The following is a 17,537-nucleotide window of genomic DNA, read 5'->3' on the forward strand; positions in this document are numbered from 1 at the left end:
CTGGAGCCCCATCGAATGCGACAATCAGCGCCTGTGGCTATGGGTCCCCGCGTGCGCGGGGACGAGGGAGCCTTGCTTTCTTCATATTGCATCGCAATTGATGTATTCAGGTAACGCTTCGCTCACGCTGCGACTGCAAAACGGGCTGATGCTTTCAGGAGAATTTCGATGTCGCTCGATTCGGACGTGATCGTCGATCGCCGCAGGATCCGCCGGAAGCTCACGTTCTGGCGCATCATGGCTGGCCTGGTGACCATCGCGGCGATCGTCGCCGCCGGTGCAATCGCGACAACGAGCGGGCCGGCTGCCCTGACCCCATCGGGGTCGATCGCGCGTGTCAATATCGAAGGGCTGATCCGCAGCGACCAGCAGCGCGTCGAGGCGCTGGAGCGGCTGGAGAAATCGAGCCATGCTGCGGTTATCGTGCACATCAACTCGCCGGGCGGCACCACGGCCGGCTCCGAGCAGCTCTACGACTCGCTGGTGCGCCTGAAGGCCAAGAAACCGCTCGTCGTGGTGGTGGAGGGGCTGGCCGCGTCGGGTGGTTACATCTCGGCGATGGCCGCCGATCATATCGTCGCCCGGCAGAGCTCGCTGGTCGGATCGATCGGCGTGCTGTTTCAATATCCGAATTTCACCGAGCTGATGAAGACCGTGGGCGTCAAGGTCGAGGAGGTGAAATCCTCGCCGTTGAAGGCCGCGCCCAATGGTTTCGAGCCGACCAGTCCTGAAGCGCGCGCTGCGCTCGACGCGCTGGTGAAGGATTCCTATGCCTGGTTCCGCGGCCTGGTGAGGGAGCGGCGCGGCATGGATGAGGCGCTACTGGAAAAAGTCGCGGACGGACGGGTCTTCACCGGCCGCCAGGCGGTCGAACTGAAACTGGTCGATCAGCTCGGCGATGAAAAAGCAGCCGTTGCATGGCTGGTCGCCGAGAAGAAGATCAAGAAAGATCTGCCGGTGCGCGATTACAAGCTGAATCCGCAGCTTGGCGACCTGACGTTTCTGCGAACGGCGGCTTCCATCGCGTTCGAGGCGCTCGGTTTGAGTTCCATTGCACGCCAGATTGAACAGGCCGGCGTCGCCCAGGCGGTCGATCAGCTCGCGCTCGACGGCATGCTGGCATTGTGGCGCCCCGCAGCCTCCAACTGAGCCGCAGCGGCTGCCCTTCGTGACGTTCTCCCGCATTGCGGGTGTTGCCACAAACCCCTTCCGGGCCGTTTGTCACACCATTTCGCGCTGCCCAAAAGTGAATTAGCGTCTTGACAGTGCAAGGCATTTTCACGGAAATGGAAGTCCGCACGATCCCGGACCCCAACTTCGATGATCAAATCCGAACTTGTTCAGCGCATCGCCGAGCACAACCCGCACCTCTATCAGCGGGATGTGGAGAACATTGTGAACGCGATCCTCGATGAGATCGTCGCTGCCTTGGCGCGCGGCGACCGTGTCGAGCTGCGCGGCTTCGGCGCCTTCTCGGTCAAGCATCGCCCGGCGCGGGCGGGGCGCAATCCGCGCACCGGCGCCCATGTGCCGGTCGACCAGAAGAGCGTCCCGTTCTTCAAGACGGGCAAGGAAATGCGCGAGCGGCTGAACCGCGACAACGGCTCTCCCGAGGCCGGCGCGTAACCAATTTTTGCGATCTGTAGCCGTGTTGCGGGCCTCGTGCCCGCCTTTCTCCATCACTGCGAGAAATGGTCATGCGAAAGTTCTTCACGGCGCTGGTCGTCATTCCCTTAGGGCTGATCTTCATCATTTTCGCCGTCGCCAACCGCCATTTCGTGACGGTATCGTTCGACCCCTTCAATTCGATCGATCCGGCAATCGCGGTGAGCTTGCCGCTGTTTGCCGTGATCATCACGGTGGCCATTTTGGGGGTGGCGGCGGGCGGCATAGCGACATGGTTCCGCCAACGGCACTGGCGCCGTGCGGCGCGCCAGCATGAGGCGGATGCCCGCCGGGCAAGGGCGGAAGCGGCCGATTTACGGGCCGCGGCGGCAGTTTCGCGGGGCCATCAGCAGCGGCTTCCGGCACCGTCCCAGTATGGCTTCTACGGGGCCGCCGGGCGAGACAAGCAGGGCGCGACGTTGTAGAACCCGCCCCGTCAGCCCCTGTTCCAGCCGGTTACGGGGCGAAATATGCGCCCGAGAGACCATGTCCCTGCTCGTCAAAATTTGCGGCCTGTCCACGCGTGAGACGCTCGAGGTAGCGCTTGAGGCGGGTGCCGACATGGTGGGATTCGTGTTCTTCTCCCCGTCGCCGCGTCATCTCAGCCTCGAGACGGCGCGCGAACTCGGCCGGCAGGCCAAGGGCCGCGCGGCCAAGGTGGCATTGACCGTCGATGCCGACGACGCGACGCTTGAAAATATCGCCGAGACGCTGCAGCCGGACCTGCTGCAACTGCACGGCAAGGAAAGCATCGCGCGGGTGCGCGACATCAAACAAAAATTCGGACTGCCGGTCATGAAGGTGATCGCCGTTGAAACCTCGGCCGATCTCGCCGCGCTGCCGGGCTATGCGAGCGTTGCCGACCGCATCCTGTTCGATGCTCGCGCTCCCAAGGGCGCCACCCGTCCTGGCGGGTTGGGGACCGTGTTCGACTGGCACGTTTTGGAAAAGCTCGATCTCCAATTGCCCTTCATGGTCTCCGGCGGGCTCAGCGCCGACAATGTCGCGGACGCCATTCGCGTTACCCGCGCCGGCGGCGTCGATGTATCCTCGGGCGTGGAAAGTGCGCCCGGTGTCAAGGATCCCGAGCTGATCCGCCATTTCATTCGCGCCGCGCGCGCCACCGAAGAATTGATGGTCCGATGAATCAACGCCTGCCCAATTCATTCCGCACCGGTCCCGACGAGCGCGGGCATTTTGGCAATTTCGGCGGCCGCTTCGTCGCGGAAACGCTGATGCCGCTGATCCTCGACCTTGAAAAAGCGTATGCGGTGGCCAAGGCCGATCCGTCGTTCCAGATCGAGATGAACGGCTATCTCAAGGATTACGTCGGCCGGCCGTCGCCGCTCTATTTCGCCGAGCGACTCACCGAGCATCTCGGCGGCGCCAAGATTTACCTGAAGCGCGAAGAGCTGAACCATACCGGCTCGCACAAGGTGAACAACGTGCTCGGCCAGATCATGGTCGCGCGCCGCATGGGCAAGAAGCGCATCATCGCCGAGACCGGCGCCGGCCAGCACGGCGTCGCCACCGCGACGCTGTGCGCGCGCTTTGGTCTCGAATGCGTAGTCTATATGGGCGCGGTGGACGTCGCCCGTCAGGCGCCGAACGTGTTCCGCATGGAGATGTTGGGCGCCAAGGTCGTGCCGGTGCAGTCGGGTACGCGTACGCTGAAGGACGCGATGAACGAGGCGCTACGCGACTGGGTCACCAACGTGCACAACACTTTCTATTGCATCGGCACGGTGGCGGGGCCGCATCCCTATCCGATGATGGTGCGCGACTTCCAGTCGGTGATCGGCGAGGAAACGCGCAAGCAAATGCAGGAGGCCGAAGGCCGGTTGCCGGATTCGCTGGTCGCCTGCATCGGCGGTGGCTCCAACGCCATGGGCCTGTTTCATCCGTTCCTCGACGACCCCTCCGTCGAAATTTTCGGCGTCGAAGCGGCCGGTCATGGACTGACGCAACTGCATGCCGCCTCGATCGCCGGCGGCCGGCCCGGCGTGCTGCACGGCAACCGCACCTATCTCTTGATGGACGATGACGGCCAGATCCAGGATGCGCATTCGATCTCGGCGGGCCTCGATTATCCCGGTATCGGCCCGGAGCATTCCTGGCTGCACGAGACCGGCCGCGTCACCTACCTCTCCGCGACCGATGACGAAGCGCTCGCCGCCTTCATGCTGCTGTCGCGACTGGAAGGCATTCCACCCGCGCTGGAGTCGGCGCACGCGATCGCCAAGCTCACGGAGCTCGCGCCGAAGCGGCCGAAGGACCATCTGATGGTGGTCAATCTTTCCGGCCGTGGCGACAAGGACATTCCGCAGATCACGGAGATCTTGAAAGGCAGGAAGCAGTGACCACCCGCATCGACGCACGCTTTGCCGAACTCGCAAAAGAAGGCCGCTCGGCGTTTGTCACCTTCCTGATGGCCGGCGATCCCGATCCCTTAACTTCGCTCGACATCATCAAGGCGCTGCCCAAGGCGGGCGCCGATATCATCGAGATCGGCATGCCCTTTACCGATCCGATGGCGGACGGGCCGTCGATCCAGGCCGCGGGCCTGCGCGCGCTCAAGGGCGGCATGACCCTGCGGAAAACGCTCGAGATGGTGCGCGGCTTCCGCAAGGAGGACGACACCACGCCGCTGGTGCTGATGGGCTATTACAATCCGATCTATATTTATGGGGTCGACAAGTTCCTCGCCGACGCCAAGACCGCCGGCGTCGATGGCCTCATCATCGTCGACCTGCCGCCGGAGGAGGATGATGAGCTCTGCATTCCCGCGCTGAAGGCCGGGCTCAATTTCATCCGCCTGGCGACACCCACGACGGACGACAAACGCCTGCCCGCCGTGCTCGCGAACACTTCCGGCTTTGTCTACTACGTCTCGATCACCGGCATCACCGGCGCGGCGGCGGCCGATTCGAAGGTGGTCGGCGATGCGGTAGCCCGTATCAAACGCCACACCAAGCTTCCGGTGTGCGTCGGTTTCGGCATCCGCACCCCGCAAGCGGCGCGCGCGATTGCCGAGAAGGCGGATGGCGCCGTGGTCGGCACCGCCCTGGTCGATGCGTTGCGCGACAGCCTCGACGCCCAGGGGCAGGCGACCGCCAAGACGGTGGCCATCGTGGCCGACGTCGTGGCGTCGCTGGCGCAGGGCGTCCGGGGCGCGAAGCAGGCTGCGGAATAAGCCACAATTGCGTGGAAATAGGCGTTAACAGCGGCTTGCCGGCCTTGGAGCTGGCCGCCATATATCCAGTCAATGCGTTCAACCGCATTCGGAGCGAACCATGAATTGGCTCACCAATGTCGTACGGCCGAAAATCCGCAGCATCCTGCGCCGCGAGACGCCGGAGAACCTGTGGATCAAGTGCCCGGATTCCGGGCAGCTCGTGTTTTACAAGGACGTCGAGGCCAACCAGTTCGTCATTCCCGGCTCGAACTACCACATGCGCATGGGCGCGGTGGCGCGGCTGAAGTCGATCTTCGACAACGAGACCTGGTACGACATCGCGCTGCCTGAAGTGACAGCCGATCCGCTGAAGTTCCGCGATGAACGCAAATACGCCGACCGCATCAAGGACGCCCGCGCCAAGACCGGGCTGAACGACGCCATCAAGGTCGGCTACGGCAAGCTCGAAGGCGCCGGCGTCGTCATCGCGGTGCAGGATTTCGATTTCATGGGCGGCTCGCTCGGCATGGCCGCAGGCGAGGCGATCGTGCGCGGGCTCGAACTGGCGGTGGAAAAGAAGTCGCCGTTCATCGTGTTCGCGGCTTCCGGCGGCGCACGCATGCAGGAAGGCATCCTGTCGCTGATGCAGATGCCGCGCACCACCGTCGGCGTACAGATGCTGCGGGAAGCCAAGCTGCCCTACATCGTGGTGCTGACCAATCCGACCACCGGCGGCGTGACCGCATCCTACGCCATGCTGGGCGACGTGCAGATCGCCGAACCCGGCGCGCTGATCGGTTTTGCCGGCGCGCGCGTGATCGAGCAGACCATCCGTGAAAAATTGCCGGAAGGGTTCCAGCGCGCCGAATATCTGCTCGACCACGGCATGATCGACATGGTCGTGCATCGCCACGAGATGCGTTCGACGCTGGCGCGGCTGTGTCGGCTCCTGACCAAATCGCCGCCGCTTGACGTCGCCTCAAAGCCTTTGCCGCAGGCCATAGACCCGGCCCAGATCGTCTCGGCCCCGGAAGCGGTGCCGGCTGCGCCCCACGCGTGAGCCTGCCTGCCGCCAGATCCCAGCCGCTCGGTGAATTGATCGCGCGGCTGTCTGCCTTGCATCCGAAGCGCATCGATCTCAACCTTGATCGGATGCACCGCCTGCTGGCGCGGCTCGATCATCCGGAGCGGCTGTTGCCGCCGGTGATCCATGTCGCCGGCACCAATGGCAAGGGCTCCACCATCGCCTATCTGCGCGCGATCCTGGAGGCTGCAGGCCTGCGCGTGCACGTCTACACCTCGCCCTATCTGGTCAGGATCAACGAGTGCTTCCGGCTGGGCCAGAAGGGCGGCGGCCGGCTGGCTGATGATGCCGAACTGCGCCGGGTGCTGGAGTATTGCGAGCAGGTCAACGCGGGCGATCCGATCACGATTTTCGAGATGGAGACCGTAGCGGCGTTCTGCCTGTTCGCGGAGCATGACGCCGATGTCGTGCTGCTGGAAACCGGGCTCGGCGGAAGACTCGACGCCACCAACGTCATCGACCGGCCGGCCGCGACCGTAATCACGCCAGTCAGTATGGACCATACGGAATTTCTCGGTAACACGCTGACCGCGATCGCCGGCGAGAAGGCCGCCATCATCAAGCGCGGTGCGCCGGTGATCTGCGCGGAGCAGGCGCCGGAGGCGATGGCGGTGATCGAGGCGCAGGCCGACCGCATGCGCGCGCCGTTGCATGCTGCCGGGCAGCAATGGCATGTCGGTGTCGAGCGCGGGCGGCTGGTCTATCAGGACGAGCGGGGCCTGATGGATCTTGCGGCGCCAAAGCTGTTCGGGCGGCATCAATTCGACAATGCCGGCCTTGCCATCGCCACGCTGCGCGCGATCGAGGCGTTCAGGATCGGAATGGCGGCGTTCGAGGCCGGCATCGTTGGTGCAGAATGGCCGGCGCGGATGCAACGGCTGGTCTCGGGCGCACTGGTCGATCAGGGGCCGAAGGGCTGCGAGATCTGGCTCGATGGCGGACACAATGCGGAAGGCGGCCGCGTCGCTGCGGCCGCGCTAGGCGATCTCGAAGAGCGGGTGTCGCGGCCCCTGGTGGTGATCGCGGGCATGATGGCGAACAAGGATGCCGGCGCGTTTCTCGCCAATTTCGCAGGACTGACGCGGCACATCGTGGCGGTGCCGATCCCCGGACGCGACAATGCGATGCCGCCGGACCGGCTGGCGGATGCGGCGCGCGCGCTCGGCATGCGCGTGGAAAATGCTGCAAGCGTCGAAGCCGCGCTGCACGCGCTCTCGCGTCTCGCCTACGAAGTGCCGCCGCGGATTCTGGTCGCCGGCTCGCTCTATCTCGTCGGCCATGTGCTTGCCATCAACGGCACGCTGCCGGCATAGTATTCCCCAAAATTAAATGACCGCTGGAATCGCTTCCAGCGGCCGCCCGGGAAAAAATATCGATTGCTTAATGAAACTAGCCAGCCCCGGTCTTTGCAAAGACTAGCCAAGACGCCTGAGAGCTGCGAGTCGGAACCTTCGTTCCGCAATAGGAAGTAAGGATAATGTTGCAGGCTGGCTTCACCCAAATGAGGTAGATGGCGCAGCATCGTTCTTGCAGGGCCGTGCGACAATCATCAAAGCTGGAATCCCCATGCGTTTTGCCGCCATTGCCGACGTGCACGGAAATTATCTCGCGCTGGAAGCCGTGCTGGCCGACATCCGCGCGCTGGGCATTGGCGAAATCGTCAATCTCGGCGACATGGCGAGCGGACCGCTCGACGCGCGACGCACCATGGATGCGCTGATGGCGCTCGACGCCGCTCACGTACTAGGCAATCATGATCGGTATCTGATCGACCGGCCGCCGGAGAAGATGGGATCATGGGACCGGCCGGCGCACGCGCAGCTCGAAGAGCGCCATCTCGATTGGCTGCGCGCGGTGCCGAAGACGGCCGTGTTTCGCGATCGGGTCTTCCTCTGCCATGCAACGCCCGAGCATGACGAGGTCTACTGGCTGGAAACGGTGTTGCCCGACGGCACCTTGCGAATGTCATCGCTGGATGAAATCGAGGAGCGCGCGCGGGGCGTCACGCAGTCCCTGATCCTCTGCGCGCACACCCATCTTGCCCGCGCGGTCAGGCTTCGCGATGGCCGATTGATCGTCAACCCCGGCAGCGTCGGCTCGCCCGGCTATCGCGACGTGCATCCCTTTCCGCATGTCGTCGAAGCCGGCACGCCGGATGCGCGTTATGCGATCCTCGAACTTGCTGACGGCGCCTGGCGCGTCACGTTCCGGCATGTGCCGTATGATCACGGCGCGATGGCTGCGCTCGCGCAACGGAACGATCAGGCCGAACTCGCCAGCGCGCTAGCGACAGGATGGATCAGATAGCTCCAAAACCGGCACCGGTGCAGCCGATGCATGACTACGACGCGGAATACCGCCGCCTGAAGATAGCCGGCCACCGGGGTTGGTCAGGAAGTGCGCAGGAGCGGAATCTTGCGCGCATGACCGACACGCTCGATCGGCTCGAGCGGGAATTCCTGCCCTCGCCGCCGGCGAGAATTCTCGAGCTAGGCTGCGGCAACGGCATGTCGTGGTCACTGCTGATGGCCGGAAAGGGCTACGAGGTGCACGGCGTCGACATTTCGGAAACGGCGATCGTCTGGGCAAAAGAGCAATTCGCCGAACGCGGGCTTTCCGGCGCTTTCCGGGAAGGCAATGTTTGCGAGATGCCGTTCATTCCCGACGCGTCGTTCGATACCGTGATGGACGGCAGTTGCCTGCATTGTCTGGTCGGATGCGATCGAACCCGGTGCCTTCAGGAAGTTCATCGAACTCTTCGACCCGATGGCGTCTTCGTCGTCAGCACCATGTGCGGCTTGCCGAAATCCGACGAGGCCAAGGCGCGCTTCGACGCGGCAAACTTTCAGCTCTTGCAGAACGGCCGTCCGTACCGAACGCTGAAGCCGCTGACGGATATTGAACGCGAACTGATGGACGCGGGCTTCGAGGTGCGGGACAGCAGAGTGAGCGTCAATTCCTGGTGGGATCATGTCACGATGGTTTGCCGCGTCGGAGACGGTCAAAATTCATCCAGGTAATTACCCGCTGCCGGCTTATGTTCTCGCAACGCAAACGGCCGGCTATTCGCCGGCCGTCCTCGGAAAAGTTATTAAGGGGTCGATCAAACCGCCGCGGTGATCCACTGCTGCAGCTTCGCCTTCGGCGCGGCGCCGACCTGGCGGGAGGCCATCTCGCCGCCCTTGAAGATCATCAGGGTCGGGATCGACATCACGCCGTATTTGGAGGCCGTCTTCGGGCTCTCGTCGACGTTCAGCTTCACGATCTTGACCTTGTCGCCCATGGCGCCGGAAATCTCGTCGAGCGCGGGCGCGATCATGCGGCAGGGGCCGCACCATTCGGCCCAGAAATCGACGACCACCGGCCCGGTCGCCTTGAGCACTTCGGCTTCGAAATCGGCGTCAGAAACCTTGCCAACGGCCATCGGAATTACCTCGTTCGGTTAGAAATTAAGGGGCGCGGTCAAGAATCGCGCCCGGGGATGATAGTGGCAAACCTATGAACGCGACCCTGCCGGGTCAAGCGCGGTCACGCCGAGATGATGGATGCCAGCTCGGCCTCCAGCGCGGAAGCGGAAATCTCCATCAATTCAGAGGTTTCGGTCCAAAGCAGCGCGGCCCGCACCGGGCGCTGGGGATAAAGCTTGCCGAGCACCGCCCGGTACAGCGCGAGCTGGCGGACATAGCCCCTCGGCGCCTCCTCGGGCCGGCCCGGCGGGGCGTGGTAGGTCTTGAAATCGACAATCAGGACTTCGCGCTCGGTCACCACGAGGCGGTCGATCTGCCCGGATACCAGCGCCGGCCGGCCGCCCGGCCGCTCCAGCCGCCCGACGATCGAGACTTCGGCGCGGCTTCCGGGGGCGAAAGCGTGCGCAAACCGCGCATCGGCGATCAAGGCGAGCGTGCTTTCGGCCAGCACCTGCCGCTCCTTCTCGGTCCAGCCATCGGCATTGCGGGCCAGATAGGTCAGCGCGGCCTCGCGGCGGCGCTCGGCGGCGACATCGGGCAGCGACTGCAGAAGCCGGTGCACCAATGTGCCGCGCTGCAGGGCGCGGGCGCGCTTCGTGAGCGACTCCGCCGTACGTACCGGGCGGCTGTCGCTGTCGGCGGGGTCCGAAGGCCGCAACAGACTTTCCGGGGAAATTTCGGGCTGCGCCGGCGTCAGTAGCCAGGTGGGCAGCACGATCGGCGCCGCCGGGGACGACGCAGCAGGTGGAGCGGCCGAGGGTGCGGACTCCTCGGGCCGCGTATAGCGCTTTACCCGGCCGATGGCGGTCTCGATCTCCTGAAGCTGCAAGATGGAGCCGGCGAGCCCCTTGGCGATCAGATCGTACCACGACAGCGGCCGGACGCTCTTCATGTTGCCGGGCAAGCAGCCGCCGACGATCAGGCGGTCCGCTGCACGCGTCATCGCGACATAGAGCAGGCGGCGGTATTCATCCTCGGTATCGTCGATCATCGCGGCGCGGGCGGCGGCGACAGCCGGGGGGTCCTCCGCCTTGCGGCCGGCCCACACCACCACACCCGGCGCATGCGGATCGGCATTGCCCAGCGGCAGGTTGATGAGCTTCAGCCGCTGCGTATCCGAGGGAGACGTCGTGGTGTCCACCAGGAACACGACGGACGCTTCCAGGCCCTTGGCGCCGTGCACGGTCATGACGCGAACCTCGTCGCGCGAGATCTCCATGTCGCGCTTCACTTCGAGATCGGCGGTGCGCAACCAGGCCATGAAACCCTGCAGCGAGGCCGGCGCCTTGCGTTCATAGCTCAGCGCCAGCTCCAGAAACTCATCCAGCGCGTCGTTCGCCTCGTGCCCAAGCCGCCGCAGGATTCGTGCGCGGCCGCCATCGCCGCCGAGCAGCCAGGCATAGAACGCAAACGGCGTTTCGCTGGCAAAGCGGCGCTCGCACTGTTCGAGCCGCCACAGCGCATCCCTCAGCCGGCCATCAGCCGCGGCGCGCGCGGCCAATGCGGTGCGCAACGATCCCTTGCGCTGCCAGGCGATCTTGAACAGGTCGTCATCGTCGAGCCCGAACAGCGGGCTCTTCAGCGCCACTGCCAGCGCCAGATCGTCCTGCGGCAGCAGCAGCGCGTCGGCCAGGTTCATCAGGTCGATGATCGCGATGTGCTCGGTCAGCTTGAGGCGGTCGGCGCCGGCGACCGGGATACCGGCGTGCTTCAGCGCCTGGATCACGGCGTCAAACGCGTTGCCGCGCCGGCGCACCAAGACCAGCATGTCGCCATAGCGCAGCGGGCGGCGGTCGTTTTTGCTGCCGGTCATCGCGCCGCTGCCGACCAGCGCCTTGATCTCCGCCTGGATGCGCCGGGCCAGCTTCACTTCGGGGCTGGTCGCGGAGACGCCGTCGAACGGCGCGCGCCAGCCCTCGATATCCTGCCGGTCATCGGCTTCCGCCAGCTCCCAGAGATCGATCTGGCCGGGACCTGCATCGGCCAGCGCGTGATGGATCGGATTGCCGATATCGACCGCGTGAATGCTGCGGTAGATATCCTGCTCGCGAAACACCCGGTCGACCGCGTGAAGGATCTCCGGCCCGGAGCGGAACGAATAGGTGAAGGATACCGGATCGAACTTCAGTCCGGCGCCCTCGAACTTCCTCTGCAACGCGCGGCGGCGCAGGTCGAATTCGCGCGGGGCCGCGCCCTGGAACGAAAAGATCGACTGCTTCTCGTCGCCGACCGCGAACACCGTTCGCACCACGCCGTCGCGCGCGCCGGCACCCGAAGTGAATTCGGAGATGATGTGCGCGACGATGTCCCATTGCCGCGGGCTGGTGTCCTGTGCCTCGTCAATCAGCACATGGTCGACGCCGCGATCGAGCTTGTAATGCACCCAGCCCGAGGAAACGCGGTCGAGCATTTCCAGCGTCTTGTCGATCAGGTCGTCATAGTCGAGCAGGCCGCGCTCCTGCTTCTCGCGGCGATAGTTCGCCGCTGCAGCGGTTGCGATATATAGCAGCGCCTCGGTGCGGTCGCGCGCCACCAATGCGCGGCGACGTTCGATCAGGGGAAGCACGCGGCCGACTTCCGAATCGAACAATCGACCAACCGCAGGATTCTTTTTGACAAAGCTGTTGGTGACGACCGTTGCTCGTGGCGTGCGTTCATCTGTGAGAAATAATCCGAGATACGCGTCAACTTGGGCAGCCCCGGTAAATGCCAGCGCCTCTCGAAGCCGATCGGCCTGTTTCTGGTCGGCTTTACTGCTAGTATCCAGAACCAGGGCGACTTCCTGCCATTGCGATCGCGGCAGGTTGGGTCCTTCAACGATCTCACGCTCGACGTCTTCAATGCGATCATTGGGACGGACGCCAAGTGCGGCTGAGATCTGCGCGGCAGCCGCCTGCGCGCTGCCGGCGGCATCCGTCCAGGCCATGAAATGATCGCGGCTGAGACAGGCCTCGCGCACGACGTCCTTGAAGGTGACGTCGGCAGCGCTCGCCATCGCCGTCATCAGCGCGCGCCCGGTCGCGCTATCAGGGTTGCGCGACGCCTCGAGGAAGACGGCGAGATTGGCCCGCTCCATCATCTCGTTCTGGTCGCGCTCGTCGAGCACGGCGAACCGCGCCGGCACATTGGCCTCGAACGGGAATTGCTGCAGCAGCCGCGTGCATAGCGCGTGGATGGTCTGCACCTTCAGCCCGCCCGGCGTCTCCAGCGCGCAGGCGAACAGTTTGCGCGCCGATTTGCGCAGGCGTGCGCTGGGATGGGGAATGCCGGCCTCGCGAATCGCCGCATCCAGCGCGTCATCGTCGAGCGTCACCCAATGGCCCAGCGTGGTGAACACGCGCTCCGCCATGTTGGCGGCGGCGGCTTTCGTGAAGGTGATGCAAAGAATTTTCTCCGGCGGCACGCCTTCGAGCAGTAAGCGAATCACCCGCTGAACCAGCACATGCGTCTTCCCCGAGCCGGCGTTTGCCGAAACGAAGGCGGACGCGGCCGGATCGGACGCGCGCGCTTGCGTCGCACGAACGGCGTCGGGGATGATGCGCCGGGCCTTCACCATTCCTCGATCCCCAGCCCGCCGGCCGCCGACCATTCCTTGATCCGGGCGAGGTCGTCATAGGCACCGTAGCGGTTCGACCACATCGACAGGTTCAGAGAGGTATAGGCGGTTTCCACGTTCTCGAATTTGCGGATCAGCGCCTCAAGCTGTTCGCGCGCGTAGTCGGCCGCTTCGTCCGGCCGCTGCGGCGTATCGTTGTTCCTGATTTTCAGTTCCAGCGAGCGCTGCTCGCCGGGCGGATTGTTGCCGCTGAGCCTGACATAGACGAGTTCGCCGACGGATGAGCCGGAGTGGATATTCTCAAACCCGCCCTCGCGCAGGATAGCCGCCTCCAGCGTCAGTTGCGGCGACAGGCCCATCCGCACCTGCTTGCCGGTCGGCGGCTGTCCGGTCTTGTAATCGAGGATCGCAAAGCTGCCGTCATGGCGCTGCTCGATCCGGTCGGCGCGCGCGGACAGCGTGAAGATGCGCTCGCTATCGAGCGGAATCTTGATCTCGCCCTTGATCTCGGCGGCAATCTTCTCGATGTCGTCGCGCCGCGCCTTTTCCCATTCCGCAAACCAGGTGGCGATGCGCTGAAACCGCGGCCACCACAGGGCGCGTGCCTCCGGCCGCTCCATCAATGGCGCGAAATATTTCTCGCCGATGCCGCGCAGCGCCTGCGCGGGCTCTGGCGGAAGGACGTCGGCGAATTCTTGCGTGAATTCGCCGAGCGCGTCATGGATCGCCGAGCCGCGGTCGGCCGCCGACAATGGCATGTCGACGGGATCGAGCGGATCGAGGCGCAAAATATGCTTTGCGTAGATCGTATAGGGATCGCGCAGCCAGTCCTCGATCGCCGTGACCGACAGCTTGAGCGGCCGCGTCTCGACCGGCGGCTTCGGCGCGGGCTGCTCGATCGGCTTGACCTCGTCGGGCTGATCCAGTTCGGCGGCGAAGCGGACGTAATTTTCTCCGGCACGTTTGGCTTCCTCCCAGCGCGGTTCGCCGGCCACCGCCTCCAATCGGTGCAGGAAGCGCGAGGCGACCGCCGGCGCGCCGCCGACTTTGGCCGAATGGGTGAGAATCACATCTGGCGTGCCCAGCAATTGCGCGAAATCGTGCGCGGAGAGGCCGATGCGCCGCTCCGGCAGGTCGAGGCCGAGTTCATGACGCATCGGCCGGCTCAGCCACGGATCGACCCGCGGCGCCGGCGGCCACACGCCTTCGACCAGCCCGCCAAGGATGACGCGGTCGGATTCGGTCAGCCGCGCTTCGAGTTGGCCGTAGATCTGGAGCTGCGCATTGGCGGATTCCGGCCGCCGCACCATGCGGTCGGCATAGGCGGTCTGGAACACGTCGGGGTAATCGCCGAGCTGAACCATCAGGCCGCTCGGCTTTTGCTCGGCCAGCAGGTCGTCGAACGCCGCTGACAATGCCGAGCCCTGCGCTTCCTCGAAGACGACCGCAATTCCGTTTTGATCCGAGGACAGCGCGATCAGCGTTTCACGATGGCGCAGCGCCAGTTCGGCGAAATCGTACGGCTTTGATGAGCCCAAGATTTCCAGCGGCGACAGCGCCTTCTGCAACGCCGCGATCAGCGCTTGGGCCTGATCGAGTTCGTCATCCCTTAGTTTCGCGCGTGGCTCCGAGGCGTGAAGCGAGGAAGCTTCCTTGCGCCGGAGTTTTCCGAGCTCGACGCAGAAGCGATCGAAGTCGCGTGCCAAGCCCGCCGTTCCTGCCTGCGGCCGGGTGCCGCGCAGCAGCGCCAGTTCGAGGGTCTCGATGGCGTGCTTGAACGCGCCGAATGCACCACCAAGCCGAAACAGCGGATGTTTCAGTAGCGCGAGCAGCGTCGGGGGCTCCAGCTCCTGGGCGGCGGCTTCTGCGGCGAGGCGGGCAAAAATACCGCTTGGCGTGTCCATCAGCGCGTCGCCACCGGAATCATCAAATTCGAGATTCCAGCGCCTCAGCGCCGCCATCACCCGCCGTGCCAGCGCGCGATCCGGCGTCACCAGCGCGGCGGATTTACCGAGGTGCCGCGCCTCGCGCATCGCCACCGCGATCGCCAGCGCTTCCATCTCCGAGTTGGGTGCTTCGACGACGGCGAGATTTGCCATGCCGGCAGCGATCCTGGCAGACACTTCCGCCTGCGCCAGCCGGTCGTGCCATTGCTCGGTCGCCGTCGACGGGCGCATCGTCTCCGATACCAGCACCTCGCGCCCCCGCTGCGCTGGCGTACCCAGGGTTTCGACGTCGCTTCGCTTGATGCCGAAGCGATCCAGCAATCCATGCATCGCGAATTGCGGGTGGTTCGAGGAGGGCTGCGTGGTGAATTTGCCGTGCGCGTCCCTGACGCCGCCAATCGTCTGCCAGGCTTCCTCGTCGAGATCAGTGTCGAGCCCCGGCAGCACCACCGCGCCCTGCTTCAGATGGGCTACGGCAGTGAGGAATTTCGCGGTTGCCGGCATTGAGCCGGTCGAACCTGCCGCCACCACCGGCCCCTCATGATGTGCGGTCAGGCGCGCGGCTTCCGCCTCAATCAGGCGGTCGCGCCGTTCCGCAGGTTCGATCCGGCCGATTTCCTTTAAGTGTTCCGGCCATGCCTTGCGCGCGATGCGCAGGAATTCCAGCGAGTGCTGCCAATATTTGTCGAACTGGTCGGGTACCAATTTGTCGAGTGCCTCCCAGGCGACGCCGCGCGTCACCATGTCGTCCATCAACCGCGCCAGATCGCCGGCCAGCGCTAGCGTCGAGGCCGGGCCGCCGACCACGAGCGGCGCCGACACCGGGCTTTTTGCCCATGCCGCAACCAGATGCGCCAGCGTCAGGCGGCGCTCCAGTTCGCCAAGTTTTGGCGGAACGTCGAGCGGCGCGACGCCGCTGAATTGTTCGGAACCTTCCGCAAACGCCAGCTCGTCCTCGTCGATGTCGCCGAGCGCTACGATGCGCGGCAGGATCGCAGCATCGGTCTTCAGCTCATCAAGAAATATCTCCCGCGCCAGCCGCCCGGCGCGCCGGGTCGGCAGATAGAGCGTTGCCGTTGCGAGATTCAGCGGGTCCTTGCGCGCCTCGAATCCCTCGACCAGCCGGCCGTCGACCAGCGCCGCGGATGACGGTGCGCAGGAACGGTGCGGAGACGGGAACGCTGAAAACGCGCATGGGCTTCCTGATTCGAGGTCAGACGCCAATATAGGGAGCGAGGAGGGAGAGGTCATGCGGGTGAGGCCGGCGTCCCCGCTACTCACTGCCAAAGCAGTCGCCATTCTACTTTGCATGGGCTTGTTTTCGAGATTTTTTGTCTGAGCGGTAGGGTGGGCAAAGCGAAGCGTGCCCACCATTCCTACCGAAATCCGGGATGCATGGTGGGCACGGCGCGACGCGCCTTTGCCCACCCTACGGGACTACGGAATGCGGCTAGGCCACGCTTTCCAAAAACGCCTCTTCCGCGGCCTGTACCGCGTCGGGGGTTCCGACATGCATCCATACGCCGTCGAGCCTGAGGCCAAACAGTCGTTCCTGCTCGTTGGCGCGGTCGAACATTTTGGTCAGCGAAAACTCGCTCTTAGGCGCGTCGGCAAACAGCGACGGCGACATGATCGCGGCACCCGCGTAGACGAACGGCACCACCTGGTGTTCGCGCCGCTTGCGCAGCGCGCCATCCGGCAGCATGGCGTAGTCGCCACGGCCGGCATAGCCGATGCTGCTCGTGGTCGGCGCCATCAAGAGCAGGATGTCCATGCGATCGGGATCGAAGGTTTCGGCAAGCCGCGTCAGATTGGGCCGCACGCCGTCGATCCACATCGTATCGGCGTTGACGTGGAAGAACGGCTCCTTGCCGAGCAGCGGCAGCGCCTTCACCACCGCGCCACCGGTGCCGAGCACCTGGTCGCGTTCGTCGGAAATGATGATGCGGGGCCGGCTACGGTTCGCCGTGTGCTGGATGATCTGGTCAGGCAGGTAATGCACATTGACCACGGCCTCGCTGACGCCGGCGCCGGCGAGTTTGTCGAGCACGTGATCGAGCAACGGCTGGCCGGCCACACTCACCAGCGGCTTCGGCATATGGTCGGTCAGCGGGCGCATGCGCAAACCGAGACCGGCGGCAAGGACCATGGCTTTGGTGGGCGTAACAGACATTTTTGGAGTTTCTCGAACCATCAAATTGCGCCGCGGATCATACCACGGCGATTCGCTTGAACCCAGCCAACCATGAGGCCTTAGTGGGCGCTCATGACGGCCGTACGACGGCGCGCCGGCGCTTGCCAATTTCAGGCGTCGGCGTCCTCGGCCCCGCGCTTGGCCATTTTCTTCTTCTTGTCGCCCTGCTTCAGGAAATTGACGCCGATCTGATCGCCATTGACCCAGGCCAGCTCGCAGCGCCGATAGGCCAATCCCGTCGACGACAACAGCAGGAAGAATTCCTTCAGATGCAGGCCCTCGACCGAGCCTTCGACCGTCAGCTTGGCGCCGGTCTCGGAGACGTCTTCCATCACGCAATCACGCCGCCAGGTGCCGTCGATTCCCATCATGTGCGCCGCAAAGCCGCGCTCGAACACGACTCGATCTCCCTTGCGCCGTTCCGCCGCCGCCATGGCCGTCCTTCCGCTT

At 64.6% G+C, this 17,537-nt stretch carries 13 protein-coding genes and 2 pseudogenes; 10 read left to right on the plus strand and 5 right to left on the minus strand.

Features of this window, described 5'->3' with window-relative positions; all coding sequences use genetic code 11:
- Positions 1 to 168 precede the first annotated feature (168 nt).
- The 10 genes from sppA to V1290_RS19355 all read left to right on the plus strand — a co-directional run bounded on the left by sppA (position 169) and on the right by V1290_RS19355 (position 8,944).
- Positions 169 to 1,149 carry a signal peptide peptidase SppA gene (gene sppA / locus V1290_RS19310; protein WP_334365877.1) on the plus strand — a complete coding sequence of 327 codons (981 nt, stop codon included), beginning with the start codon at positions 169 to 171 and terminating at the stop codon, positions 1,147 to 1,149.
- A gap of 171 nt (positions 1,150 to 1,320) precedes the next feature.
- Positions 1,321 to 1,626 carry an integration host factor subunit beta gene (locus tag V1290_RS19315; protein ID WP_057844774.1) on the plus strand — a complete coding sequence of 102 codons (306 nt, stop codon included), beginning with the start codon at positions 1,321 to 1,323 and terminating at the stop codon, positions 1,624 to 1,626.
- A 71-nt stretch (positions 1,627 to 1,697) separates the two neighbouring features.
- Positions 1,698 to 2,090 carry a lipopolysaccharide assembly protein LapA domain-containing protein gene (locus tag V1290_RS19320; protein WP_334365878.1) on the plus strand — a complete coding sequence of 131 codons (393 nt, stop codon included), beginning with the start codon at positions 1,698 to 1,700 and terminating at the stop codon, positions 2,088 to 2,090.
- Between the two features lie 61 nt (positions 2,091 to 2,151).
- Positions 2,152 to 2,811: a phosphoribosylanthranilate isomerase gene (locus tag V1290_RS19325; RefSeq protein ID WP_334365879.1), complete on the plus strand. Its 660-nt coding sequence runs from the start codon at positions 2,152 to 2,154 to the stop codon at positions 2,809 to 2,811.
- Positions 2,808 to 4,025, plus strand: a complete 1,218-nt coding sequence (trpB, locus tag V1290_RS19330; RefSeq protein ID WP_334365880.1) for a tryptophan synthase subunit beta — start codon at positions 2,808 to 2,810, stop codon at positions 4,023 to 4,025. Before V1290_RS19325 ends, trpB begins: the two co-directional genes overlap by 4 nt.
- On the plus strand, positions 4,022 to 4,858 hold the full coding sequence (gene trpA / locus V1290_RS19335) for a tryptophan synthase subunit alpha (protein WP_334365881.1): 837 nt from the start codon (positions 4,022 to 4,024) through the stop codon (positions 4,856 to 4,858). The genes trpB and trpA overlap by 4 nt, the downstream gene beginning before the upstream one ends.
- 100 nt (positions 4,859 to 4,958) lie before the next feature.
- Positions 4,959 to 5,900: an acetyl-CoA carboxylase, carboxyltransferase subunit beta gene (gene accD / locus V1290_RS19340; protein ID WP_334365882.1), complete on the plus strand. Its 942-nt coding sequence runs from the start codon at positions 4,959 to 4,961 to the stop codon at positions 5,898 to 5,900.
- Entirely contained in the window at positions 5,897 to 7,237 is a 1,341-nt protein-coding gene (locus V1290_RS19345) for a bifunctional folylpolyglutamate synthase/dihydrofolate synthase (protein ID WP_334365883.1), read from the plus strand. The genes accD and V1290_RS19345 overlap by 4 nt, the downstream gene beginning before the upstream one ends.
- Positions 7,238 to 7,490: 253 nt before the next feature.
- Entirely contained in the window at positions 7,491 to 8,231 is a 741-nt protein-coding gene (locus tag V1290_RS19350; RefSeq protein ID WP_334365884.1) for a metallophosphoesterase family protein, read from the plus strand.
- 116 nt (positions 8,232 to 8,347) lie between these two features.
- Positions 8,348 to 8,944 (plus strand): class I SAM-dependent methyltransferase, encoded by a 597-nt coding sequence (locus V1290_RS19355; RefSeq protein WP_334365885.1) that lies wholly within the window; start codon positions 8,348 to 8,350, stop codon positions 8,942 to 8,944.
- Positions 8,945 to 9,027: 83 nt separating this feature from the next.
- Here V1290_RS19355 and trxA read toward each other — a convergent pair whose 3' ends face one another.
- From trxA to V1290_RS19380, 5 genes and pseudogenes are all read right to left on the minus strand, one after another.
- Positions 9,028 to 9,348, minus strand: a complete 321-nt coding sequence (gene trxA / locus V1290_RS19360) for a thioredoxin (RefSeq protein ID WP_016847387.1) — start codon at positions 9,346 to 9,348, stop codon at positions 9,028 to 9,030.
- Between the two features lie 72 nt (positions 9,349 to 9,420).
- Positions 9,421 to 12,947: pseudogene (gene addA / locus V1290_RS19365) on the minus strand (double-strand break repair helicase AddA).
- Positions 12,941 to 16,088 (minus strand): annotated as a pseudogene (gene addB / locus V1290_RS19370) (double-strand break repair protein AddB). The pseudogenes addA and addB overlap by 7 nt, the downstream one beginning before the upstream one ends.
- Positions 16,089 to 16,343: 255 nt before the next feature.
- Positions 16,344 to 17,066: a nucleotidyltransferase family protein gene (locus V1290_RS19375; RefSeq protein ID WP_334365886.1), complete on the minus strand. Its 723-nt coding sequence runs from the start codon at positions 17,064 to 17,066 to the stop codon at positions 16,344 to 16,346.
- A 131-nt stretch (positions 17,067 to 17,197) separates the two neighbouring features.
- Positions 17,198 to 17,521 carry a PilZ domain-containing protein gene (locus tag V1290_RS19380; RefSeq protein WP_334365888.1) on the minus strand — a complete coding sequence of 108 codons (324 nt, stop codon included), beginning with the start codon at positions 17,519 to 17,521 and terminating at the stop codon, positions 17,198 to 17,200.
- Between the last annotated feature and the right edge of the window lie 16 nt (positions 17,522 to 17,537).

Source organism: Bradyrhizobium sp. AZCC 1578 (genome assembly GCF_036924675.1).
GTDB lineage: Bacteria > Pseudomonadota > Alphaproteobacteria > Rhizobiales > Xanthobacteraceae > Bradyrhizobium.